Origin of the sequence: Collinsella sp. AM13-34 (assembly GCF_003473055.1) — a bacterium.
In the GTDB taxonomy this organism is placed as follows: domain Bacteria; phylum Actinomycetota; class Coriobacteriia; order Coriobacteriales; family Coriobacteriaceae; genus Collinsella.
In genome coordinates this window covers 15,636-40,255 of the sequence record NZ_QRLE01000022.1, presented here as the reverse complement: position 1 = coordinate 40,255, position 24,620 = coordinate 15,636, and the positions used below count along the sequence as shown (strand labels likewise).

The window sequence follows — 24,620 nt, the reverse complement described above, 5'->3', positions numbered from 1 at the left end:
CCCTTCGTCCTCGGTCTTCGGCGGATTACTGCTGGGGGAAAGATAGTGCGCTTCGCGCTTTTTGATGGGGCTTCGTGCTGCGGAATGCATTCAGAGGGAAACCCGTCGGGCCCCTTCGTTCTCGGTCTTCGGCGGATTGCGGCTGGGGGGATATGGCGCGCTTCGCGCCTAATGTGGGGTGCGGTGTGGGCTTTTTGGCCGCGGCTCCGTTTGGGATCGTGGCCGTTTTGTTGTGGGTCAAATATGAACGTTGTGTTAATGACTCGGTGGACGGTGGTGTTTTTCGGTGAGCGGCGTATCCTTCCAACGGTTTATCTAGTGTGTCAGTTGAAAGGAAGAGGGCGCTCGTCATTGTTTGAATGTGAACTGCCGTTTGACCACAAGACGTTGCATCTGGAACTCGAGGATAAGAACTTCGCGGGTGTGATGGAAGGTCATCAAAACGAGTTTAAGACCACGAAATCGCAGGAAGATCTGGTGGAGGAGTCGCTTGCCAACCCTTACGGCTCGCCTTCGCTCGAGGAGCTTTGTGCTGGCAAGAAGGATATTGTCATCATTAGCTCCGATCATACGCGTCCCGTTCCCTCGCGTGTGACGATGCCTATTCTGCTGCATCACATCCATTCCGCTGCGCCTGAGGCGCGCGTTCGCATTCTGGTTGCTACGGGTATGCATCGTCCGTCGACGCACGAGGAGCTCGTCAACAAGTACGGCGAGGAGATCGTTGCCAACGAGGAAATCGTTATGCACGTCGCGACTGACGACAGCATGATGAAAAAGATCGGCACCCTGCCTTCTGGTGGCGAGTGCATCATCAACAAGATTGCGGCCGATTGCGATCTGCTGCTTGCCGAGGGCTTTATTGAGCCGCACTTCTTTGCCGGTTTCTCTGGTAGCCGCAAGTCCGTCCTGCCTGGCATCGCCAGCTACAAGACCATCATGTACAACCACAATGGTCAGTTTGTAAACGATTCCCACTCGCGTGCCGGCAACCTGTGCCACAACCACGTGAGCGAGGACATGTTCGCCGCCGCCGAGATGGCTCACCTTGCCTTTGTGCTCAACGTGGTGCTTAACGGCAAGCACGAGGTCATCGGCTCCTTTGCCGGCGACATCCACAAGGCGCACGAGGCTGGCTGCGAGTTCGTGAAGAGCCTTGCCGGCGTTGAGCCCGTCGAGTGCGAGATTGCCATTACCACTAACGGCGGCTACCCGCTCGACCAGAACATCTACCAGGCTGTGAAGGGTATGTGCGCTGCCGAGGCCACGCTTCCCGAGGGCGGCGTGATCATCGATGTCGCCGGTTGTGCCGACGGTCACGGCGGCGAGGGCTTCTATCACAACATCGCCGACAACGATCCGGCAGAATTTGAGCGCGCCTGCATCGATCGTCCCAAGGACGAGACCCTGCCCGATCAGTGGACGAGCCAGATCTTTGCCCGCATCCTGGCGCATCACCCCGTGATCATGGTCACCGACCTGTGCGATCACCAGATACTCAAGGATATGCACATGACGCCGGTCAACACTATCGAGGAGGCGCTCAAGCTCGCCTTTGAGATGAAGGGTGCCGATGCCAAGGTTGCCGTCATTCCCGATGGCCTGGGCGTTGTCGTCGCGCAGCACTAGTGCGCGGCCTAAACGAATCGTTTATAACCGACAAGAAAGATAAGGTTTTATGCTTACCAAACTCCTCTGTGAATTCGGCGCAACGGCCCTCATGATCATCTTTGGCGTGGGCGTGCACTGCGATACGGTGCTCAAGGGCACTAAGTATCAGGGCTCCGGCCATATGTTTGCCATCACCACCTGGTCTTTTGGCATCTCGGTCTGCCTGTTTGTCTTTGGCGGCGCCGTGTGCATGAACCCCGCCATGGTGCTTGCCCAGTGCATCGTCGGCCTGGTGCCGTGGGGCAGCTGCATCCCCTTCATGATTGCCGATATGCTCGGCGGCTTTGTGGGTGCCGTAATCGCCTGGTTTATGTATGCCGATGAGTTCAAGGCTTCCGAGGACGTCGTCGACCCCATTGCTCAGCGCAACATCTTCTCGACCAACCCCACCACCGAGGGCACGAACTATGCCCGTAACTTCTTCTGCGAGGCTATCTGCACCTTTGTGTTCATCAGCGCTATCCTTGCTGCCGCTAGCCGCGCCGGCGAGAACGTTCTGATGCTCGCCATCTGCGTTGGCCTGATCGTTTGGGCCGTTGGCATGGGCATGGGCGGCATCACTGGCTTCGCCATGAACCAGGCTCGTGACCTTGGTCCTCGCATGGCCTATCAGGTGCTGCCGATTAAGAACAAGGCTGACAACAACTGGAAGTACGGCCTGCTTGTTCCTGGCATCGCTCCGTTTGTCGGTGCCATCGTGGCTGCGTTGTTTGTGCATGGTTTCTTGGGCATGTTCTAGTCCAAGGCTACATAGTTGTCCGCTGGCCGCATGGGGTAACTTCCCAGCGCGTCCTCGGACATGCAAAAAGGCTCGCTGCGCACTTCGTGCGGCGAGCCTTTTTGCGTCCTGCGGAATGCGCTGGGAAGTTACCCCATGCGGCCAGCTGCGGGATTTTAGTCGCGTTGGAACAAGCAACCCAACATATAAATCTGAATTTGGATGGGAGGGGCTTGTTGCTGATAGGGGCGCTGGGCTGTTGTTGACACTTTGGGATGCGTGGCGCCCTGGGTTGGGGTGATGCTTTGGGATGAGCTTCTTACTTAGTTGAAGAGGGGCTTAATGGCTGATAGGTAGTCTTTGGCTACGTCCTCTTTTGGGGCTTGGAAGTTGTGCCAGGCCCACCATTGGACCATTCCTACGAAGCTTGAGGCTATGTGGTGTAGTAGGAAGCTTCGGTTCATGGTGGCGGCGGGGCCGTTTGGGTCGGTGGGGACGGTTTCGGCTGCTCGTGACATGATGGTCTTGCGTAAGCAGTCGGCGAAGACGCGTGAGCCGGCGCCGGCTACGAGGGCGCGTACACCCTGACGGCGCTCCCAGAGGTTGTTGAGGATATGTTCGACCTGTACGAGTGGGTCATCGAGGGGCGTACCGTCATCATCGAGGGCGTGGGTGCAGATGTCGCTCACGAGTTCGGACAGTAAGTCATCTTTGCTCTTGAAGAGGCCGTAGAATGTCGCGCGGCCTACGTGAGCGCGCGCGATGATATCGCCGACGGTGATCTTGCCGTAGTCCTCCTCGCGCAGGAGCTCGGAAAACGCCGTGACAATAGCGGCGCGGCTTTTTGCCTTGCGGGCATCCATGGCTATGCATCCACGTGAACGAGCAGGCAGCGGAGCGTGCCGGAGCAGCCCTCGTAAGGGCGCTTGCCGGCGCCGTAGCCGACGGCCTCGATGCGGTAGCGGGCTGGCAGGTGCTCGGACGTGCGTAGTGCGGCGACGATGGCGGCACCCGTGGGCGTCACGAGCTCGCCGGCGACCGGTGCGGGCGTGAGGGCGATATTGCCCGCCTGGCACAGGTTGACGACAGCGGGGACGGGAATGGGCATGAGACCGTGGGCACAGCGGATGGTGCCGTGACCCTCGGAGAGCGACTCGACCACGATGTCCTCAATACCAAGGTCATCGAGGCAGACGGCGACAGAGCAGACGTCGACGATGGAGTCGACGGCGCCCACCTCGTGGAACATGACGGTCTCGGGCGTTTTGCCGTGGGCCTTGGCCTCGGCGGCGGCGAGCGCGGTAAAGATGGCGATCGCGCGACGCTTGGCGCCATCGCTTAGCTGCGAGCCATCGATGATGGCGGTGACGTCCGCCAAAGAACGGTGGTGATGGCCGCGGGCGTGATGGTGACCCTCGTGGCCATGACCGTGGGCCTCATGGTCATGCTCGTGGCAGTGCTCGTGTTCATGCCCGCCATGATCATGATGGTGGTGCTCATGCTCGTGCGTGTGCTCGGCAGGCGCTTCGTTGCCGTAGAGCCAGGCCATGTCGTGGTCGTGGTTCTCGAGCTCCTCTGCCAGCTGAACGTCAAAGTCGCAGGCGTCGATGCCATGCTTGTTTGCGCGTGTAACGGCAATCTCAAAGCCGTCGACCGGCAGCGTGGCGAGCTGCTCGCGCAGATGCTTCTCGCTGGCGCCCAGGTCGAGCAGGGCCGCGACGGTCATATCGCCGCTGATGCCCGAGGTGCCGTCGATGATAAGCGTGTGGTGATGGTTGGACATGAAATGCTCCTTAGCGGGCGCAGGACGTGCCGGCGCTCAGATGATTGATAAGACTTGCCTGGTAGGCGGCACCAAAGCCGTTATCGATATTGACGACCGAAACGCCGCTGGCGCAGGAGTTGAGCATGGCGAGCAGCGCGGCAACGCCGCCAAAGTTCGCGCCATAGCCCACGCTGGTGGGGACGGCGATGACCGGACAGCTCACAAGGCCTCCGATGACGCTCGCCAGGGCGCCTTCCATGCCGGCGATGGCGATGACCACCTGCGCCTGGGCAAGTTCCTCAGCATGAGCGAGCAGGCGGTGCAGGCCGGCGACACCCACGTCGTAGAGGCGATCGACCTCGTTGCCGTAGAACTCGGCCGTCAACGCGGCTTCCTCGGCAACGGGCAGGTCGCTCGTGCCGGCGCAGGCGACGACGATGCGTCCGTTGCCGTTGGGGGAGGGCTTGCCACCCACCAGGGCGAGCTGGGCGTCCGGGACATATCCCAGGTCGATGCCGTTGCCAAGAAGCTCAGCGGTGCGCGCGGCTTTTTCGGCATCCAGGCGCGTGACCAGGATGCGCTCCTGGCCGGCATCGCGCAGTGCTTCGATAATGGCGGCAATCTGATCGGCGGTTTTACCGGCCCCGTAGACAACCTCGCCGGCTCCCTGGCGCACCCCGCGCGAAAGATCGAGCTGCGCAAAGCCCAAATCGGCGGTTGGAGCCGTCTGGATGCGCGTGAGGGCGTCGGCAGGGGTGACTGCTCCGCCGGCAACATCGCTCAGCAATTGCTCAAGATCTCGCTTATCCATATATGTTCCCTTCGACGGCGCAAAGTCTAGCACTCAAAGGGTATATTTCCGAACACTAAGACAAAATTGTTCGGAAACTATAGGACAGACTGATTCAATTGTTAGACGGATCGACTAGTCGCGCAGGATGATGTCCATGGCGAGCATCAGGTTGCGCTCGTCGATGGTAAACGGGGCGGCCTCGCGCGTCTTGGGCTTGGCGCAAAACGCGATGCCCGTCCCTGCGGCCTGGATCATGGGGATGTCGTTTGCCCCGTCGCCGATTGCCACGGTGTGTGCCATATCGACGCCGCACTCAACTGCCCAGTCCAGCAGCTGGATATGCTTGGACTCCTTGGTCACAATGTCGGCAGCCAACTTACCGGTGAGCTTGCCGTCCACGACCTCCAGACGATTGGCCAGGCAAAAATCGATGCCCGTGGCAGCCACGATCTTGTCGGCGACCTCGTGAAAGCCGCCGCTCACCACGCCGACCTTCCAGCCCTTGCTGTGCGCTGAGCGCACAAGCTCCAACGCGCCGGGGGTAAATGTCACGCGCTCAAAGGTGCGCTCGAACACGCTCTCGTCCAGGCCGGCGAGCAGCCCCACGCGCTCCTCGAGCGCCTGCTTAAAGTCAAGCTCGCCGCGCATGGCGCGTTCGGTGATCTGTGCCACCTGCTCGCCCACGCCGGCCTCTTCGCCCAACAGGTCGATGACCTCCTGGTTGATGAGCGTGGAGTCGATATCCATAACGATGAGGCGTGCAGTCATGGCGGGCCTTTCCGAGTGCTGTTTTATTGGGGCATATTGTCGCACGTGACGAGTGCGGGCGGGTGCCGCGGCGTGTCAATTGTTTCGTCTCCGTCAAGTCTTTGGGCAGGAGCTACTTTTCCGCGGCACATCGACACAGGTGCGATAAGATAGAACGCCATGTCTGGCTGCGCGGTTTACGCAGGCCGGGCAAATCTGTACGACGCCGCCCGGAACGACACGGGGCGGCACAGATCCATAAAGGAGGATCACTGGTATGAGCCAGACCCGTCCCATCGACGAGCATTCCATGCACACCCGTACCTGCGGCGAGCTTCGCCGCGAGAACGTGGGCGAAGAGGTCACCCTCGCCGGTTGGGTGAGCCGTCGCCGCGACCACGGCGGCCTTATCTTCTGCGACCTTCGCGACCGTGAGGGCATCACGCAGCTCACCTTCGACCCCGAGCACTCCGACGGCGATGCCTTTAAGATCGCCGAGACCATGCGTCCCGAGTGGCCCATCAAGATTCACGGCGTCGTGCGCGCCCGCGGCGAGGAGACCACCAACACCAAGCTCGCGACCGGCGAGATCGAGGTCCTCACCGACCACGCCGAGGTGCTCAACACATCCGTCACCCCGCCGTTCCAGATTGAGGACGGCATCGAGACCAGCGAGGACACCCGTCTGCGCTATCGCTATCTGGACCTTCGTCGTCCCGAGATGATGGCCAACCTCAAGCTGCGCTCCGACTTTACCTTTGCCATTCGCGAGGCGCTGCACAACCGTGAGTTCATGGAGGTCGAGACGCCCTCCCTGTTTAAGTCCACGCCCGAGGGCGCTCGCGACTTCATCGTTCCCAGCCGTATTCAGCCGGGCAACTTCTACGCCCTGCCGCAGTCCCCGCAGCTCCTGAAGCAGCTGCTTATGGTCGGTGGCGTCGAGCGCTACTACCAGGTTGCCAAGTGCTTCCGCGACGAGGACCTGCGTGCCGACCGTCAGCCCGAGTTCACCCAGGTCGATATCGAGATGTCCTTCGTGGACCAGAACGACGTCATGAGCGCGCTCGAGGAGGTCCTGGCCGATGCCTTCGGCCGCATGGGCGTCGAGATGCCCACGCCGCTGCGTCGCATGAACTACTGGGAGGCCATGGACACCTATGGCTCCGATAAGCCCGATACCCGCTATGGCATGCACCTGGTCGACCTGACCGACATCTTTGCCAACTCCAAGTTCAAGGTCTTTGCGACTGCCGCAAACGAGGAGGGCTCTGTCGTCAAGGCCATCAACGCCAAGGGTGCCGGTGCCTGGGCTCGCGCCAAGATCGACAAGCTCGCCGGCGTGGCCTCCACGTTTGGCGCTAAGGGCCTTGCCTGGATCGCCTTCCGCGAGGACGGCTCCATTAACAGCCCCATCGTCAAGTTCTTCTCGGACGAGGAGATGGCTGCCCTGCGCGAGCGCATGGACGTCGAGCCCGGCGACCTTGTGATGTTCGCCGCCGGCCCGCGCCTGCTCTCCGACGAGATCCTGGGCGGCATGCGTTCCCACATGGCCAATGCGCTCGAGGTCAAGCGCGAGGGCCACGACTTCCTGTGGGTCGTCAACTTCCCGCTGTTCCACTGGGACGAGGATCGCAAGGCTTATGCTGCCGAGCACCAGCCCTTCACCCTGCCGACCGAGACCGACATCGCCAAGATCGAGGCCGACCCGCTGGCAGCCGGTTCCTGCACCTACGACTTTGTCATGGACGGCTTTGAGGCCGGCGGCGGCGGTATGCGTATCCACAACGCCGAAATGCAGATGTCCATGCTCAAGCTCCTAGGCTTTACCGAGGAGCGCGCCGAGTCGCAGTTCGGCTTCCTCATGGAGGCTCTCAAGTTTGGTGCGCCCCCGATGGGCGGCTTTGCCCTGGGCCTGGACCGCGTGTGCATGCTGCTCACCGGCTCCGACTCCATCCGCGACGTCATGGCGTTCCCCAAGACGGCCAGTGGCTCCGACCTCATGTCGGGCGCCCCGAGTGCCGTTTCCGGCGCCCAGCTCAAGGACGTCAGCCTGCGCTTGATGTAGGCGAGCGGCTACCTATTGCCCGTAACGAGGGAAGGACGCGCGCCTTCCCTCGTTTTTTATGCGCCGAGATTGTGAGGGCATGGGATGACCGGGCGTCGCGGAAAGTGCGTCCCGGAATCTGCGTCCAGAACGGGTCGCGCTTTCCCAAAGGGGGTCCTCTGGGAAAGCGCGACCCAGAATTCGGCAAAATAATGGGACACAGTTTCCGGTTGAGCTGTCTAACGGAAACTGTGTCCCAGAATGAGCGCTCAAAACGGGCCGGGCTTTCCACAGCAACTGTCTGGCGGAAAGCCCGGCCCAGTTTCCTACAGCGAGTCTCTCTGAACGAGCTGCATGTGCATGACGGTGGTGGTGGGCTCGGCACCCTTGATCATGTCGAGCGCAATGTTGGCGGCCATGTGGCCTTCTTCGCGCAGGGGCTGGCGGACGGTCGTGAGTGCGGGGACGCAGCGCGTCGCAATCTCGTGATCGTCGAAGCCGACGACAGAAACTTCCGCCGGAACAGATAGGCCTGCCTCGTTGAGTGCGGTGATGACGCCAGCCGCGATACGGTCCGATCCGCAGAGCACGCCATCGAAAGCAATCTTGCGCGCGAGGATCTGGCGCATGGCCTGATAGCCGTCTCCGCTGTTCCAGCCGGTATAGATAACGTTTGCGTCTGGGAGGTCTTCGCCCAAGACGGCGCGGTAGCCGCGCAGGCGGTCGACAACAGCGGGGTTGTCTTGCGGTCCCAACACGGCGACGATATCTTTGCGCCCGCGCTCCTTCATGGCGTGTGCCGCAAAGCGTCCGCCCTCTTCGTCGTCAGAGTAGACCGTCGAGAACACATCGCGATAGGGGTGGCCCTCGAGCTGGCCGCACAACACGGTGGGTACGCCCAGCTCGCGCAGCACCTCGAGCAGCTCGCTGCCCTTGTAGGGGGAGACGTCGATCACGGCGTCGAACGAGCGGCGCTCAAAGTGCTCGCGTGCGCGGTTGCGCTCATGCGTAGAAGACGCCTGCAAGATAACGGGCAGATAGGACGACTCCGACAGTTCCTCGGTAATACCGCTCAAAAACTCGCTATAGGTGGGGTCGCTGAAGAGTTCACTCAGGGGCTCGGTCACGAGCACGGCGATGATTTCCGTGCGCCCGACAGCGAGCGCTCGGCCACGGGCATTGGGGACAAAATTGACTTTCTTGGCCGCCGCACGGACGCGCTTTTTGGTTTCCTCGCTAATGCGGGGCGAATCGTTGAGGGCGCGCGATGCCGTGGAGCGCGACACGCCGGCAGCTGCGGCAACCTCGGCAAGCGTAGGTGCGGTGCGAACTGGTTGGGTCATGGCGTCTCCTGGAAAATGCGGTCGATGTTGTCACTGATACGGGCTGGTGCGGATACAGCTTACTATAGTGCACCTGAACAGCGTTCATGATATCCGGTGACAGGTGTCGTTTTGCAACCAAGCCGCAATCGAATACGTCTCGTGTGGGTGAGATATCAGCGGGCGTGGCGGTTGCCTACGAGCTTAAGAACGATGTTTTGCGCTGAGTTTCGATACTCAGGGTGACATAAGTGTCGCAGCTGTACAACCGGTTGCACCGTTAATCCGACCAAATCGACCGTTCAGCGGACAACCGGTTGCACAATTTTTTGCATCGCCCGTAAGATAAGGACAACCGGTTGCACAAGAATCACTACGATGACGAAGGAGCATCACCATGGACGCCATTAACGATTGGGAAAACCAAGCGCTCACCCACAGGAACCGCCTGGCACCCCATGCGTACTTTATGGGTTACGAGACCGCCGATCTCGCCGCTACGTACAGCCGCGAGCTGTCGCGCGGGTTTGTCCAGCTGTCCGGCTCGTGGCAGTTCCGCCTCTTTGAGGGGCCTGCTGCCGTTTCCAACGAGGAGCTCTCCACGTACGAGCCCGAGTGGGATCACGTGGAGGTTCCGCACCTGTGGCAGGTGGATGGCTATGGCAACCTTGCCTACACCGACGAGGGTTTCCCGTTCCCGGTGGATCAGCCGTTCGTTCCCTCCGACGACCCCACGGGCGTCTACCAGCGCATCGTCAACCTTCCCGCCGTGCCTGCCGGCGCTCGCGAGATCATTCGCTTTGACGGCATCGAGAGCTATGGTGAGCTGTACGTCAACGGTCAGTTTATCGGCATGACCAAGGGTTCGCGCCTGTCTGCCGAGTTTGACGTGACCGACGCGCTCGTCGAGGGCGACAACCTGTTTGCGGTCAAGGCTCTGCAGTACAGTGATGGCAGCTATATCGAGGATCAGGACATGTGGTGGGCCTCGGGCATCTTCCGCGATGTGTACCTTATGCAGCGTCCCGCCGCGCACCTGGTCGACTTTAGGTTCCGCACGCACCGCGAGGGCGATGCCGCTCTGATCACGCTCGATACGGTGGCCGAGGGCGCTACCCGCGTTGTGTATACGCTCAGCGATGGCGGAAACGTGGTGGCTACGGGTGAGTGCGTCGACGGCCATGCCGAGTGCAGCGTTGCCGATGCCCACTTCTGGAATCCCGAGGACCCCTTCCTCTATGACCTTACGTTTGAGGTCTACGATGGCGACGAGGCCAGCGAGTACGTTCCGCATCGCCAGGGTCTTGCCGAGGTGACGGTCGAGGGCAATCATATCTACCTCAACGGCACCTACTTTAAGATGCATGGCGTCAACCGCCACGATCACGACGATCACAAGGGCCGCGCCGTGGGCCTCGATCGCATGCGCCGCGACCTGGAGCTCATGAAGCGGCACAACATCAACGCGGTGCGCACCTCTCACTATGCCAATGACCCGCGCTTCTACGAGCTGTGTGATGAGTATGGCATCATGCTGGTCGCCGAGACCGATATGGAGAGCCACGGCTTCGAGAATATCGGCAACATCGCCCTGGTCACCGACGATCCGGCATGGGAGCCGGCCTACGTCGACCGCATTGAGCGCCTGGTGATGCAGGAGCGCAACCACGCCTGCATCATTATGTGGTCGATGGGCAACGAGAGCGGCTATGGCTGCAACATCCGCGCGATGTACGCCAAGGCTCACGAGCTCGATGATCGTCCGGTCCATTATGAGGAGGACCGCAACGCCGATACCGTCGACGTTATCTCCACGATGTACTCCCGTGTTTCGCAGATGAACGACTTTGGCGAGCACCCATTCCCCAAGCCGCGCATCAACTGTGAGTACGGTCACTCCATGGGCAATGGTCCCGGAGGCCTGTCCGAGTACCAGGAGGTCTTCGATCGTTGGGATTGCATCCAGGGCCAGTTCATTTGGGAATGGTGCGACCACGGTTTGGCTGCTGTGACCGAGGACGGCGTTGCCTACGATATGTATGGTGGCGACAACGGCGATTACCCCAACAACAGCAACTTCTGCATCGATGGCATGGTGTTCCCCTGGCAGCAGCCGAGTCCGGGCCTTACCGAGTACGGCCAGGTTATCTGCCCGGTCCGCATGGCTTATGACGCCGAGGCAGGCGAGCTGACCGTCACCAACAAGCGTTGGTTCACCACCCTCGAGGATGTCTGCCTGTCGGCCGAGACCCTGGTGGACGGCGACGTGGTCTGCCGCAAGACGCTCATGCCCGGCGCGGTTGCCCCCGGCGAGTCCGTCCAGCTGCCACTGGTGATTCGCGAGGCCGCAGTGGGCGAGACCCTGCTGACCGTGCGCGCCTACACCATGGCCGCTCACGTCTGGTGCGAGCCGATGTTCCAGCTGGGCGCTAGCCAGTTTGCCATCGCAAACCATCCGGCGCCGACCATCGTGGCCCCCGCTCGTCCTGAGCTTACGGTTGAGGAGACCGAGCAGGAGATCCGCATCCACTCCCTCAACGGCGAGCTGACCTTCAGCAAAGTCAACGGTACCGTGAGCGAGTGGAAGGCATCCGGCCGCGACGTCATGGCCTCTGGTCCCCAGGTTGGTTTTTGGCATCCGCTCGTCGATAACCATGCCCAGGAGTATGACTCACTGTGGAAGGACAACTTCATCGATGTGATGCAGACGTCTACCCGCAAGGTTTCTTGGAAGCAGGATGGCAATGCGGTCGTCGTTACCGTGAGCCAGCGTATCGCTCCTCCCGTCCGCGCGTTCGGCATGCGCGTCGAGCTCGTCTACACCGTGCTTCCGAGCGGTCGCGTCGACCTCAAGGTTTCCGGCGAGCCCTACGGCGATTACTCGGATATCATCCCGCGCATCGGCATCTCCTTCGAGGTCCCCGGTTGCGATCGTGCCGTCGAGTGGTATGGCCACGGCCCGGGCGAGAACTATCCGGACTCGCTGCGCGCCAACCCGGTCGGTCATTACCGCACTACGGTCGACGACATGTTCACGCCCTACGTTATGCCTCAGGATTGTGCTAACCGCGAGGGCACCCGTTGGGTCGCCCTGCGCTCTAGCCACGGTGACGGTCTGGTCGTGACGCGTCCGAGCGACGCCGCTTCCAACCCGTTCTCGTTCTCGGCATGGCCCTATAGCTGCGAGGCCATCGATAACGCCAAGCACGTCTACGACCTTGTCAAGGGCGACACGGTTACGGTCAATATCAACGACCAGCTGCTCGGCCTTGGTTCGAACTCTTGGGGTTCCGAGGTGCTCGATTCCTACCGCACCCGTTTTGAGAGCTTCAGCTTTGAGGTGTCCCTGCGACCGCTGACGTCTGCCGATCTGGCTCAGGCGCTGGCACCCATTAAGGAGGCATAAGTCATGCATGTCTTTAACTCGCGCGCCGATTTCGACGCTCAGATGAAGTCCGTCAAGAAGTGGATGCGCACCGGTCAGGCGCTCGATGGCGTTGCCGACCTGCAGCACGACGTGGCTTACTCCATCGGCGACTCGTTGGTGTACTGGTGGGTCTATGCCCGCGAGGCCGCTACCGCCGATCTGGTCGGTCACCGTCGCTACCATGCCGTGCTCGCTCCGCTCGACGGCGACCTGACCGTCGAGGTGGCTTCCAAGGCGGATCTTACCTGCACGCGCACTTACAGCGATATCGACGATCGCGAGCGCTTTGAGGGTATGGGGGAGACCGTGACGATTCCCGCCGGCGGCGTTGCCGTCGTCGAAATTGACGAGGCCTACCGTGTCGTGGCCGATGTCGCGGATTCCCGCGTCGTGGTACTGCACGTGACGGTTGAAGGTTATTCCTTCCCCAACAAGTAGTATTCGTCCGTTTGGGCGTTTGCTTAGCGCCGTTAAGGGGGATGGCTTTGTTGACTCCCTTTTCCCCATTCCCCTTAGCAGGTGCGCCGTCCACGATTGCGCTTGCAGTCCGGACGGTTTTAGATGAGATATAACGGATGATTGGGAGGGCTTATGAGCTCTGAAAAACGAGGAACGATTGGTTCGTTCGCTCTGCTGGGCATGACGGTCGCCGCCGTGTTCGGTATCAAGAACATCATCAACAACAACGCGGCCATCGGCTTGGCAGCTGCGCCGTCGTTCTTCTTCGCCACGCTTTTGTACTTTGTCCCCTATACCCTGGTTACCGCCGAGTTCGTCGGCCTTAACAAGGACTCCGAGTCGGGCGTGTACGCCTGGGTCAAGACCTCGATGGGCGGCCGCTGGGCATTCCTGACGGCGTTTAGCTACTGGTTCGTTAACCTGTTCTACTTTGCGTCCGTCCTGCCTAACGTCATCATTTACGCGAGCTACGTGTTCTTTGGTGCCAATGCCGAGCTCTCGCAGCTGTGGATCACCATTATCGAGATCGTCGTCTTTGCTATCGCCACGTGGGTTTCGACCAAGGGCGCTAAGTGGATCGGCTCCATTTCCTCCTTCGGCTCGACCGCGGCTCTCGGCCTGACTGCCGTGTTCATCTTGCTGTCCCTGGCTGCTGCCTTTGGCGGCGTCGAGTTCGCTACGGCTCCTACCCCCGCTAACATGGCTCCCGACACGACCAACTTCGCAACTATGTGGGGCTTCTTCGGTACGCTTGCCTGGATCATCCAGGGCGTTGGCGGCGCTGAGTCTGTCGGCGTGTTCCTTAACGACCTTAAGGGTGGCGTCAAGGCCTTCGTGCGCACCGTCGTTATCGCCGTCCTGACCATCGGCCTTCTGTATGCAGGCGCTTCGCTGCTGGTCAACCTGTTCATTCCCGAGGGCGGCGTTGCCATCTCCACCGGTATCTTCGACGTATTCGGCGCTGTCTTTGCCCACTTTGGCATTCCCATGGAAGTGTCCACGCGCGTCATTGGCCTGATCCTTCTCGCTGCCACGCTGGGCTCCCTCATGATGTGGACCTCTGCTCCCATCAAGGTCTTCTTCACCGAGATCCCCAAGGGCGTCTTTGGTAGCAAGATCGTCGAGCTCAACGAGCACGGCATTCCTGCCCGCGCTGCCTGGCTGCAGTTTGCCATCGTCGTCCCCATCCTGATCATCCCGGCCCTGGGCTCCGGCAACCTAGACGACCTGCTCATGATCGTCACCAACATGACGGCTGCCACCGCTCTGCTCCCGCCGCTGCTGATCCTGCTTGCCTACTTTATGCTGCGCAAGAACTTCGACGCTGCTCCCCGTGGCTTCCGCATGGGTTCGCGTACCTTTGGCCTGGCCATTGCTGCATTCCTGCTTGTGGTCTTCTGCTTCGTGCTTATCTGCGGCACCATCCCGCTCGATCAGCCTCTGTGGCTGACACTGGTCTACAACGTTGGCGGTGTAGTTATCTTCCTGGGCCTTGCCGTGATGTGGTACAACCGCTACATCAACCGCCTGCGCGAGACCGATCCCGAGGCTGCCGAGAGCGAGCTTCGCCCCTCCGTCCTCGACATGATGGAGTAGCGGCTAGGATTAATCTGCGGCTGTGGAATAAATCGATTCCCTTTCCTAAGGAGGGGCCTTACGAGGTCCCTCCTTTTGTGTTTTGGGACATGGTTTTGGATCCCGTGGTCAAAAAATGCCAAATATGAGTACTGTTGCAAAAGAGGTGTCATATTTTTCGGCCCGTTCTGAGCGAAAATGGGCTCAAAATCAATTTATCTAACCCCCTTTAAAGGGCGTTTGACGGCTTTCAACCTCTTCGAATCGCTCAAAGTAGGCACTTTGCTCTCGATTTTGCTGCTACTAAATTGGTGACAGTACTCATATTTGCCACTTTTTGCCCACGAGGTGTTCAGAGGAGCTCTCGACAAGCATCTAACGCTACAATAACTACCACGTGGCTGGGTTTGCTGGCCGAATGTGCGATATCGTGGGAGGGGACATGGTCGAGTTTACAAAGACGATTAAAGATCCGTTGGGACTGCATGCCCGCCCGGTTGCGCTGCTCTACGACATCATTGCCAAGCACCGTAGCGACGTGTCGGTCAGTATCGGCGAGCGCCATACCGACGGTCGCGATGTGATGGGGCTCATGGCGCTCTACGGCGAATGCGGCGAGGACATCGTCTTTCGCGTTTCGGGCGTGGACGAGGCCTCGTGCGTCACGTCGATCAGAAACCTCTCGCTCTAAAGCGCAACAATGTGACGAAGGGACAGTCCCTTTGTCACATCTTTCTTTGTTGCATATAGGAAACTTTTCCGAAAACTGAATAGGAACCCTTTCCAAAAAGTTAGCCACGTGCTAGTTTACTGTAGCGAACATAGACGTGGTTAACTTTTGCTGCGTCGATGTTGAGGACGAACTGACGTTAGGAGCTCACTCATGTCTTGCGGACCGCAGATGCCGGCTATGCCGCTTTCGATGGTAAAAGCGGGCGAAACCGTGCGCGTGTCTCGCGTAAAGGGCAATGAGGACATGAAGCACCACCTCAAGGACCTCGGCTTTGTCGAGGGCAACGAGATTCACGTGGTGAGCTCGAGTGGCGCCAATATCATCGTCACCGTGCTCGGCGCGCGCTTTGGCATCGATTCCAAGGTTGCCATGCACATCATGACTGTCGGTTAGTTCGCAGCATTCCATAAAAGCTGAAAGGGGGAAAAGAATATGAAGACGTTGGGTGACGTTAAGGTGGGCGAGAGCTCTACCATCGTCAAACTTCACGGCGAGGGCGCACTTCGCCGTCACCTTATGGACCTGGGGCTCATCAAGGGCACTTCGTTCAAGGTCGTAAAGGTTGCACCGCTCGGAGATCCGGTCGAGATCAACGTGCGCGGCTACGAGCTCTCCATCCGCAAGGAGGAGGCTGCCGTCGTCGAGGTCCAGTAAGGGCCGGCGGCACATATTTCTGCAGATAAAGTTAGGTTTTTCTAACTTAATGCAGCATCTTTGAAGCACATTATCCAGCCTGCGCGGAGAAAGCAGCGCGGGCACACAAGGAAGAAGGATTGAATGGCGGATTCTCAGATCCATGTCGCGCTGGCGGGTAACCCCAACTGCGGCAAGACCACGCTTTTCAACCTGATCACCGGCGCCAACGGCTACGTTGGCAACTGGCCCGGCGTCACGGTTGAGAAAAAGGAAGCCAAGCTCCTAAGCGACAAGAACGTCACGATTACGGACCTCCCCGGCATCTACTCGCTTTCCCCCTACAGCCCCGAGGAGCAGTGCTCGCGCGACTACCTCATGAGCGGCGAGCCCGATGTCGTCGTCCAGGTGGTCGATGCCACCAACCTCGAGCGCAACCTGTACCTGGCGCTTCAGGTTATCGAGACCGGCCTGCCCGTGGTCGTCGCCCTCAACATGGCCGACCTGGTCGAGAAGAACGGCGATAAGATCGACACGGACAAGCTCTTCAAGAAGCTCGGCTGCCCGGTCATGATGATCTCGGCTCTTAAGAACAAGGGCATCACGGAGCTGTTCGAGCAGGTCAAGAAGTCCGCTGCTTCCAAGGGCCAGGTGCCGGAGCACAAGTTCGATTCCTCCATCGAGGACGTTCTGGACCACATCGAGAACAACCTGCCGGCGAGCGTTCCCGCCAACAAGCGTCGCTACTACGCGGTCAAGCTGTTCGAGCGCGACGCGGACGCCTGCAAGCTCATCAACCTCACTAAGGAGAAGGCCGCTCGCGTGGAGCAGCTGGTCGCCCAGTGCGAACAGGACTGCGACGACGACGCCGAGTCCATCATCACCGGCGAGCGCTACGGCGTGATTGCCCACGTCATCGACGAGTGCCTCACCAAGGCTCCGGCCAAGATGAGCACTTCCGAGAAGATCGACCGTGTGGTTACCAACCGCATCCTGGGCCTGCCGATCTTTGTGGTCATCATGTTCTGCGTGTACTACATCGCCGTTTCTACCCTCGGCGGCACGTTGACCGACTTCACCAACGACCAACTCTTCGGCACCGACGGCTGGTACGTGCTCGGTCAGGGTCGCGACGCCTATGACGCAGCTGTTGAGGCTGCGGGCGACAACGCCGACTCGGTCGACCCGGCGCAGTACGGCCCCTATGTCCCGGGTATCACCACCGTGGTGCACGACGCCCTTGTGGCGGGCGGCACCGAGGACGGTGGCCTGGTCGATTCGCTGGTCTGCGACGGCATCGTCGGCGGCCTGGGCGCCATCTTCGGCTTTGTGCCGCAGATGTTCCTGCTCTTTGTGATGTTGTCTTTCCTGGAGGACTGCGGCTACATGGCCCGCGTCGCCTTCATCATGGACCGCGTATTCCGCCGCTTTGGCCTGTCCGGTAAGTCGTTCATCCCCATGCTCGTGTCCTCGGGCTGCGGCGTCCCCGGCGTCATGGCCACCAAGACCATCGAGAACGAGAAGGACCGCCGCATGACGGTCATGACCACCACGTTTATTCCCTGCGGTGCCAAGCTGCCGATCATTGCCCTGCTCATGGGTTCCATCATCGGCGATTCTTCCACCACCGCCGCGTGGATCAGCCCGCTCTTCTACTTCCTGGGCGTCTTTGCCGTCATCGCCTCGGGCCTCATGCTCAAGAAGACCAAGCTCTTCGCCGGTCGCCCTACGCCGTTCGTTATGGAGCTTCCCGCCTACCACTTCCCGGCGATCCGCTCTTGGGCGCTGCACGTGTGGGAGCGCTGCTGGGCCTTTATCAAGAAGGCCGGCACGGTCATCTTCGCGTCCACCGTCGTTGTTTGGTTCCTCTCCAACTTTGGTAGCTATAACGGCTCCTTTGGCTTCCTGCCTGCGATGGACGGCATCCCCGAGGAGTTTATGGACTACTCCGTGCTCGCCATGCTGGGCAACCTGGTCGCCTGGATTTTCGCCCCGCTCGGCTTTAGCACCTGGCAGGCAACTGCGCTGACTGTCTCTGGCCTTGTCGCCAAGGAGAACGTCGTCGCCACCGCCGGCTCGCTGCTGTCCGTCGCCGACGCGGGCGAGACCGATCCGAGCCTGTGGACCGCGTTTGCCGGCATGTTCCCCACCATGGGCGCCTGCGTTGCCTTTGGCGCTTTCAACCTGCTGTGCGCCCCGTGCTTTGCCGCCATTGGCACCATCCGCAACCAGATGGACTCCGGCAAGTGGACCGCGATTGCCATCGGCTACGAGTGCGCCTTTGCCTGGGTCATCGGCCTGTTCATCAACCAGTTCTACAACCTGCTGGTCCTTGGGCAGTTTGGTATCTGGACGGTTGTGGCCATCGTGCTGCTGGTTGCAATGCTCTTCCAGATCTTCCGTCCCATGCCCAAGCACGCTTGGACCGACGAGGACGAGACCAACACCGCTTCCGCTGCAGTTTCCGCTTAAGTCCGAATAAGGATCAGCCCCTTTCCACGAGCCCGGGTGTCCCAGCGACACTCGGGCTTTTTGGTGAGGGAGATGTGGCGTTTCCGCAGATAAAACCGACCAAAATATACCTGTCCCTTTTTGGCAGGTGGAGAATGGGGTAAAGTAAGTGGTGGTTAACTAGAGGAGGCTTGCTATGGCACCTATCGATATTGTTGTACTGGCTGTTATCGGCATTGCGTTTGTCGCCGTGTGCGTGCGCATTTATCGCAAGGGCACCTGCGCCGACTGTGCTCAAGGTGGCGTTTGCACAGGACATTGCTCCAACAAAAAGACCTGCGCCGCACTTAAGGGCGTAGACAAAATCGCCGAAGACTTGGGCCGCGGTATCAAATAAAGGTCCAGGCACCCAAGCGCCTCGCGAGCATCCGTTCGCGGGGCGCTTTGCACATTTGGGGGAGAGTGTGGCGAGTTGAAGAGTATTTTTGGGTATCGCTAACTATGTGGTCAACGGCCCGCTCACCGTGGTCCATGCCGTAGCGAGCGCCAATCTCGCCGTCGAAGGCATGACCAACTACCTGGGCCTCTAACTCCATCCCGCCCATCAGTTGCGGTGAAATACAGACTGTTTTGGCCGTCAAAGGCCTTATCTACTCCGTATTCCACCGCAACTTTTTTGTGGGGTGGGCTAGAGACGCTGCATGCGGTACCCGACACCCATGTGCGTCTGAATCATCTTGGGGTGAGAGGGGTCTGCCTCGATCTTCTTGCGCAGGGTGCGCATGAACACGCGCAGACTCGCCAGATCGCTGTCCCAGCTCGTGCCCCATATCTCGCGGGTGATGAAGGTGTGGGTGAGCACCTTGTCGACGTTTTTCGCCAGAAGGACGAGTAATTTGTACTCGGTTGGGGTGAGCGAGAGCTCGCGTCCGTCTTTCGTCGCGTATCCCGCGGCATAGTCGATATGCAGCGGACCGTTGTCGAACGTGCTCGCTTCTGTCGACTCGCTCGACGCCATCGAGGAGCGCCTCAAATTCGCACGGACGCGCGCGAGCAACTCATCCACAGAAAAGGGCTTGGTGAGGTAGTCGTCTGCCCCTGCGTCAAGTGCTGCAATCTTGTCGGAATCTTCGGTGCGCGCCGAAATGACGATAATGGGGACTGCCGACCAGCTTCGGATCTTCGTGATGACCTCGATACCGTCAATGTCGGGAAGGCCGAGGTCGAGCATGATGAGGCTGGGGCCGTGCGACACCGCATCCATGATGGCGGCCTGGCCGTTGCAAACCTTGCTCACGACATAGCCGTGGAGGTCAAGCGCGGTCGAAACGAGGTTTTGAACGGTCAGGTCATCTTCGACCAGGAGGATGCGTGGCTTAGCGGCATTATTCATGAATCTCGATCTCCTCGGCGGGCAGGGTAAAACGGAAGACGGCCCCATGGGGGTGGTTGTCGCGAGCTTCGATGACGCCGCCATGCGCCTCCACGATGGAGCGGCAGAGCGACAGCCCAAGGCCGATGCTTCGACGCGAATCCACGGGCCGCGTATTGCTTGAGGTGAAGAAGCGCTCAAAGATATGAGGCTTGTCGCAGTCTGCCACACCCGGCCCATCGTCTGCGACGTCCACCACGACGAACGCACCCTCGCGACGTGCGCTGATGGTGACAGTCGAGTCCTCGGGCGTGTATTTGAAGGCGTTCATGATGAGATTCGTAAGCACCTGCATGATGAGATGGACGTCAATGCGTACCAGCAGGATGTCGTCAGTGTGCTCGATGGTGACGGTACGTCCATGCGATGCTTGGGCGACATGGCTGAGGGCGGCCTCGATGACCTCGTCGATGAGCTCGGATGTGAAGTTGAGGTGAATGGTGCCGTCCTCGACGCGTGTGATGGCGAGGAGGTTCTCCACGGTATCAATAAGCCAGAGGGAGTCATCGTAGATGGCATCGGCAAGATCGCAGCGCTGTTCGAGGCTGAGCCTCTCGTCGCTCTTCCGAAGGATTGCCGCAGATCCGGATATAGCTGTGAGGGGTGTCCTCAAATCGTGGCCGATGGAGCGCAAAAGGTTGGCGCGCAGCTGCTCGTTTTTCGCCAAGACCGCAGCCTCTTCGCGCTCTTGCGCCGCCCGGTCGCTTTCGAGCGCCAAGGCGCATTCGCCTACGATAGATAGGACGATCGAATGCTCGAAGGCTTCGGTCTCGCGCCCCTCCAGGGCGATGCCGATGACACCGAATACCTTGTCGCCGGTGCGAACCGCGAGGTAGAGACAGCGCGCCTCAGGCAGGGTCCGCGTGCTTGCGCCCGCGCGCTTGTTGTTGGTGAAGGTCCAGGTTGCAACGGCGCGCTCGTAGTCGGTGAGCAGCGACGCGGATCGGTTTTCGGTGCCAGCGGACTCATAGAGCGCCTTGCCGAGCGTGCCGTGTTCGGCGGGGTAGAAGACCACGTCGAGTTTTAGCAGTTTGACGAGTTGGTTCATGGCGACGCGGGCGCACTCCTCCGCGCTATGGGCTTGCTGTAAGAGCTGGTTCGTTTCGAGGAGTACGCGCGTTTTGAATGCGTTCTCGGCGGAGGTACGGGCATTGTCGGCGATGCGCGCAGTTAACTCGCCGGCGACCATAGCGGTAGCGAACATGATGCCGAACGTGACCAGATAGCTTCGGTCGTAGCTGGCGAGCGAAAACAGAGGCGTGACGAAGCAGAAGTTGTAAAGCACTACAGAGAGCACGCTCGATACGATCGTGCAGATACGCCCCGTCGTGGTGACGGCGGTCAGCAGGGCCGTGAGGATATAGAGGGATATGATGCTGGAATCGGCAAATCCCAGATGGCGGAAAGCCGTGCCGATCGCCGTGGCGACAAGAGAGAGGGCCAGCGTGCGAAGCACGTTTCGGCTGCTGGGCGGCTGCAGAGCGAGCGCATGGCGGCGTCCTTTGGGTCGGGAGGGCGGAGTCGACTGGTCTGGAATGATGTAAATGTCGAGGTTCGGGGCGAATGTTATGAGCTGTTCTACGAGAGATTTGCGGCCAAAGAGGGCCTGACGGACGCTGCTGTGCTCGCCCGTGCGCCCCATGACGATCTTCGAAATACCCGACAGGCGCGCGAACTCGGAGATCTGAAACGCGACGTCGTCGCCATAGACGGTTTCCATATGTGCTCCGAGCTGCTCGGCTAGGGCGATATTGTCTGCAAGCTTGGCGCGCTCATCATCGCTCATGGCTTGCGTGCGCGGGCTTTCTACGAACAGGGCGACGAGCTCGCTGCGAAACGCTTTCGCCATGCGTGCGGCGGCACGGACGATGCGGGGATTGGTCGGCGCCGGGGAGACACAGACTAAGATACGCTCCTTGGTGTAGTAGTCACGGTTTCCCAGCACGCGTGCGGCGTCTGTGAGGTAGCCGGTGCGATCGGCACAGCGGCGCAGCGCGATTTCTCGGAGTGCGGTGAGATTTTCGACGGTAAAAAAATGCTGTTGCGCTCGGTCGGCTTGTGCGGGACGGTAGACGAGGCCGGCGCGAAGGCGCTCAAGTAGGTCTTCGGGCTCTATGTCGACGAGCTCGACCTGGTCGGCATCATCGAAGATACGGTCGGGGATTCGTTCGCTCACGACAACGCCGGTGATGGATGCAACCATGTCGTTTAGGCTCTCGATATGCTGAACGTTTACGGTCGTATAGACGTCGATGCCCGCATGTAGAAGTTCCTCGACGTCTTGATAGCGTTTGTCGTGGCGAGACCCCGGCGCATTCGTATGGGCGAGCTCGTCGACAAGGATGAGCTGAGGGGCGCGCTCGATAGCCACATCTAGATCGAACTCGCTGAGCGCAATGCCGTTGTGCTCGATGAGTTTACAGGGCACGTTCTCAAGCCCTTGTGCAAGATGGGCAGTTGCCGGACGTTCGTGCGGCTCGATGTATCCCGCGACGACGTCGACACCTCGCCGCTTGGCGGCGTGGGCGGCTTGAAGCATCGCATAGGTTTTGCCTGCGCCAGCAGCGTAGCCAAAGAAAATTTTGAGGTGTCCCCGGCTGGTTCGAGCGTCATCGGCGGCCTCGTCTTTCTCAATTGCCTTGAGGATGAGGTCTGGATTGACGCGAGTGTCCGATGCGTCGCGCTGCATAGCGTAGCCTTTCTGAAGCGTTGTCCATGCGTGCATACGCGGTGAGGACGCCACTGTATGCTCGCGAGGTCGAGTATAGGCGCACTGCAGCCGCAATAGTGCTTTCTACCTGCATCTTTACGGCATCTTAAGGTCGTGAGCCCCAGCCCTCACGCCTCTTTAACACCTAGAAGCGTTTACTGTCCCCAGACGCTTGCGAGGGCAGGCGTCCGAGACATCGGACCGCGCGTGAAAGGGGCGGTAATGGACATCCTCATTCCCATTATCGGAGTCGTCTGCATTGGACTCCTTATCTATTACATCTACATTCTGATGAGGAGTGATTCGTAAACTATGGACGCTGCGATTCAGTACATCTTGTACTTTGCCGTGCTCGTCGTCCTGGCCGTTCCGCTCGGTCGGTTCATGGCCCATATCATGGATGGTGAGCATACGTTCCTGTCGCCTGTGATTGCTCCTGTGGAGCGTGGCGTCTATCGTCTGCTTCGCATCGACGCGGCAGAGCAGATGGGGTGTAGGCGCTATCTGGCAAGCGTGCTGGCCTTTTCGGGGATCGGCCTCGTGGCTCTTGTGGCACTCCAGGCGCTTCAGTCCTTCTTGCCAGGCAATCCCCAGCACCTGCCGGGTGTGCCATGGGACCTGTCGTTCAATACGGCTGCTTCCTTCATAACCAACACCAACTGGCAGTCCTACTCCGGTGAGACCACCCTGTCCTACTTCGTGCAGTTCATGGGCCTCACCGTGCAGAACTTCGTTTCCGCTGGTACCGGTATCGCGGTCATGTTCGCGCTGATCCGCGGCTTCCGTCAGATCAAGGAGCAGGGTCTGGGTTCCTTCTGGGTCGACCTCACCCGCACCGTCCTGTATGTGCTCATCCCGCTGAACCTCGTGTTCGGCATCTGCCTGGCTGCCGGTGGCGTCATCTCCAACTTCCAGCCGGCTCAGAAGGCTGAGCTCGTAGAGCCCGTCGCTGTCCAGCCTAATGCAGACGGCGGCTGGAGCGTCATCGACGGCGCCCAGATCGAGGGCGACACGGTCAAGGTCGACGGCAAGGTTGTCGAGGGCGCGCGCGTGGTCACCGAGCAGTTCCTGCCCCAGGGGCCCGCGGCTCCTCAGGTCGCCATCAAGCAGTCCGGCACCAACGGCGGCGGCTTCTTCGGTGTGAACTCCGCCCATCCGTATGAGAATCCCAGTGCCTTCACCAACATCATCGAGATGACCAGCCTGCTGCTGATCCCGGCCGCCTGCTGCTTCACCTTCGGTATCGGCGTCAAGAACACCAAGCAGGGCAAGGCCATCTTCGCGGCGATGCTTATCCTGCTCGTGGTCTTTACCGGCATCATCGCCGTTAACGAGCATATGGGTACGCCGCAGCTGGCCGATGGCGGCGCGGTCAACATCGAGATGACCGATGGCCAGGCGGGCGGCAATATGGAGGGCAAGGAGAGCCGCTTTGGCATCGCCTCCTCTTCCACCTGGTCCGCTTTCACGACGGCTGCTTCCAATGGCTCGGTCAACTCCATGCACGACTCCTACACCCCGCTCGGCGGGTTTGTCCAGATGCTCCAGATGGCTCTGGGCGAGGTCGTCTTCGGCGGCGTGGGCTGCGGCCTGTACGGCATGATCGGCTTCGCCATCCTCACAGTGTTCATCGCCGGCCTTATGGTCGGACGCACGCCTGAGTTCCTGGGCAAGAAGATCGAGCCGGGCGAGATGCGCTGGGCAGTTGTCCTGTGCCTGGCAACTCCGTTTGCCATTCTGGTGTGCTCGGCCATCGCCTGCATGGTGCCCGGTCTTGCCGACCAGCTCAACAATGGTGGCGCGCACGGCTTCTCCGAGGTGCTGTATGCCTTCACCTCATGCGGTGGCAACAACGGCTCGGCGTTTGCAGGCATGAACTGCAACAATCCCTGGATCAACGTCATGCTCGGCCTCGAGATGCTGTTTGCCCGCTTCATGCCCATCATCGGTACGCTGGCTATCGCCGGCTCGCTGGCCAAGAAGGGTAGGGTCGCCGAGAGCGCCGGTACCCTGTCTACCACCAACGGCATGTTCGTATTCCTGCTCGTGTTCATCGTTCTGCTGATCGGTGCCCTGAGCTTCTTCCCGGCCCTGGCGCTTGGCCCCGTTGCCGAGTTCTTCCAGATGATTGCGTAAAGGA

The 24,620-nt window shown here is 60.1% G+C and carries 19 protein-coding genes; 12 read left to right on the top strand and 7 right to left on the bottom strand.

Going from position 1 to position 24,620, the window contains the following annotated elements; translation table 11 throughout:
- Positions 1 to 351 precede the first annotated feature (351 nt).
- On the top strand, positions 352 to 1,629 hold the full coding sequence (gene larA, locus DW151_RS08855) for a nickel-dependent lactate racemase (RefSeq protein ID WP_233543381.1): 1,278 nt from the start codon (positions 352 to 354) through the stop codon (positions 1,627 to 1,629).
- A 49-nt stretch (positions 1,630 to 1,678) separates the two neighbouring features.
- Positions 1,679 to 2,410 (top strand): D/L-lactic acid transporter LarD, encoded by a 732-nt coding sequence (larD, locus tag DW151_RS08850; protein ID WP_117655513.1) that lies wholly within the window; start codon positions 1,679 to 1,681, stop codon positions 2,408 to 2,410.
- A gap of 302 nt (positions 2,411 to 2,712) precedes the next feature.
- On the opposite strand, the gene DW151_RS08845 is transcribed toward larD, so the two are convergent.
- The 4 genes from DW151_RS08845 to serB form a co-directional block, all read right to left on the bottom strand.
- Positions 2,713 to 3,252 carry a TetR/AcrR family transcriptional regulator gene (locus DW151_RS08845; RefSeq protein ID WP_118335452.1) on the bottom strand — a complete coding sequence of 180 codons (540 nt, stop codon included), beginning with the start codon at positions 3,250 to 3,252 and terminating at the stop codon, positions 2,713 to 2,715.
- A gap of 2 nt (positions 3,253 to 3,254) precedes the next feature.
- On the bottom strand, positions 3,255 to 4,172 hold the full coding sequence (locus DW151_RS08840) for a LarC family nickel insertion protein (RefSeq protein WP_118335451.1): 918 nt from the start codon (positions 4,170 to 4,172) through the stop codon (positions 3,255 to 3,257).
- Between the two features lie 10 nt (positions 4,173 to 4,182).
- The gene (larB, locus tag DW151_RS08835) at positions 4,183 to 4,965 is read right to left on the bottom strand and encodes a nickel pincer cofactor biosynthesis protein LarB (RefSeq protein WP_118335449.1); all 783 of its coding nucleotides are present in this window, start codon (positions 4,963 to 4,965) and stop codon (positions 4,183 to 4,185) included.
- Positions 4,966 to 5,079: 114 nt separating this feature from the next.
- Positions 5,080 to 5,715, bottom strand: a complete 636-nt coding sequence (gene serB, locus DW151_RS08830) for a phosphoserine phosphatase SerB (protein ID WP_118335448.1) — start codon at positions 5,713 to 5,715, stop codon at positions 5,080 to 5,082.
- Between the two features lie 256 nt (positions 5,716 to 5,971).
- On the opposite strand from serB, the gene aspS reads away from it, so the two are divergent.
- Positions 5,972 to 7,759 (top strand): aspartate--tRNA ligase, encoded by a 1,788-nt coding sequence (gene aspS / locus DW151_RS08825; RefSeq protein ID WP_118335446.1) that lies wholly within the window; start codon positions 5,972 to 5,974, stop codon positions 7,757 to 7,759.
- 305 nt (positions 7,760 to 8,064) lie between these two features.
- Here the strand turns inward: aspS and DW151_RS08820 are convergent, their stop codons facing one another.
- Positions 8,065 to 9,081: a LacI family DNA-binding transcriptional regulator gene (locus DW151_RS08820; protein ID WP_117817674.1), complete on the bottom strand. Its 1,017-nt coding sequence runs from the start codon at positions 9,079 to 9,081 to the stop codon at positions 8,065 to 8,067.
- A gap of 376 nt (positions 9,082 to 9,457) precedes the next feature.
- Here DW151_RS08820 and DW151_RS08815 point away from each other — a divergent pair, with 376 nt between their 5' ends.
- The 8 genes from DW151_RS08815 to DW151_RS08780 all read left to right on the top strand — a co-directional run bounded on the left by DW151_RS08815 (position 9,458) and on the right by DW151_RS08780 (position 18,735).
- Complete coding sequence (locus DW151_RS08815; RefSeq protein WP_117797114.1) at positions 9,458 to 12,466, top strand: glycoside hydrolase family 2 TIM barrel-domain containing protein; 3,009 nt, start codon at positions 9,458 to 9,460, stop codon at positions 12,464 to 12,466.
- A gap of 3 nt (positions 12,467 to 12,469) precedes the next feature.
- Positions 12,470 to 12,925, top strand: a complete 456-nt coding sequence (locus tag DW151_RS08810; protein ID WP_117842808.1) for a hypothetical protein — start codon at positions 12,470 to 12,472, stop codon at positions 12,923 to 12,925.
- A gap of 153 nt (positions 12,926 to 13,078) precedes the next feature.
- A complete protein-coding gene (locus DW151_RS08805; protein WP_118335445.1) occupies positions 13,079 to 14,542 on the top strand; it encodes an amino acid permease in 1,464 nt (487 codons plus the stop codon).
- Positions 14,543 to 14,963: 421 nt separating this feature from the next.
- Complete coding sequence (locus DW151_RS08800) at positions 14,964 to 15,212, top strand: HPr family phosphocarrier protein (RefSeq protein WP_158571684.1); 249 nt, start codon at positions 14,964 to 14,966, stop codon at positions 15,210 to 15,212.
- Between the two features lie 192 nt (positions 15,213 to 15,404).
- Complete coding sequence (locus DW151_RS08795; RefSeq protein WP_022094360.1) at positions 15,405 to 15,647, top strand: FeoA family protein; 243 nt, start codon at positions 15,405 to 15,407, stop codon at positions 15,645 to 15,647.
- Between the two features lie 39 nt (positions 15,648 to 15,686).
- Positions 15,687 to 15,908, top strand: coding sequence for a FeoA family protein (locus DW151_RS08790; protein WP_006234774.1), 222 nt, complete (start codon positions 15,687 to 15,689; stop codon positions 15,906 to 15,908).
- 123 nt (positions 15,909 to 16,031) lie between these two features.
- Positions 16,032 to 18,359, top strand: a complete 2,328-nt coding sequence (locus DW151_RS08785) for a ferrous iron transporter B (protein WP_118335441.1) — start codon at positions 16,032 to 16,034, stop codon at positions 18,357 to 18,359.
- 175 nt (positions 18,360 to 18,534) lie between these two features.
- On the top strand, positions 18,535 to 18,735 hold the full coding sequence (locus DW151_RS08780) for a hypothetical protein (RefSeq protein WP_035136858.1): 201 nt from the start codon (positions 18,535 to 18,537) through the stop codon (positions 18,733 to 18,735).
- 291 nt (positions 18,736 to 19,026) lie between these two features.
- Here the strand turns inward: DW151_RS08780 and DW151_RS08775 are convergent, their stop codons facing one another.
- Both DW151_RS08775 and DW151_RS08770 read right to left on the bottom strand, forming a co-directional pair.
- Entirely contained in the window at positions 19,027 to 19,731 is a 705-nt protein-coding gene (locus tag DW151_RS08775; protein ID WP_117583373.1) for a response regulator, read from the bottom strand.
- On the bottom strand, positions 19,724 to 22,459 hold the full coding sequence (locus DW151_RS08770) for a sensor histidine kinase KdpD (protein WP_118335440.1): 2,736 nt from the start codon (positions 22,457 to 22,459) through the stop codon (positions 19,724 to 19,726). Before DW151_RS08770 ends, DW151_RS08775 begins: the two co-directional genes overlap by 8 nt.
- A 333-nt stretch (positions 22,460 to 22,792) precedes the next feature.
- On the opposite strand from DW151_RS08770, the gene kdpA reads away from it, so the two are divergent.
- Positions 22,793 to 24,616, top strand: coding sequence for a potassium-transporting ATPase subunit KdpA (gene kdpA / locus DW151_RS08765; RefSeq protein WP_117773167.1), 1,824 nt, complete (start codon positions 22,793 to 22,795; stop codon positions 24,614 to 24,616).
- Positions 24,617 to 24,620: the final 4 nt, after the last annotated feature.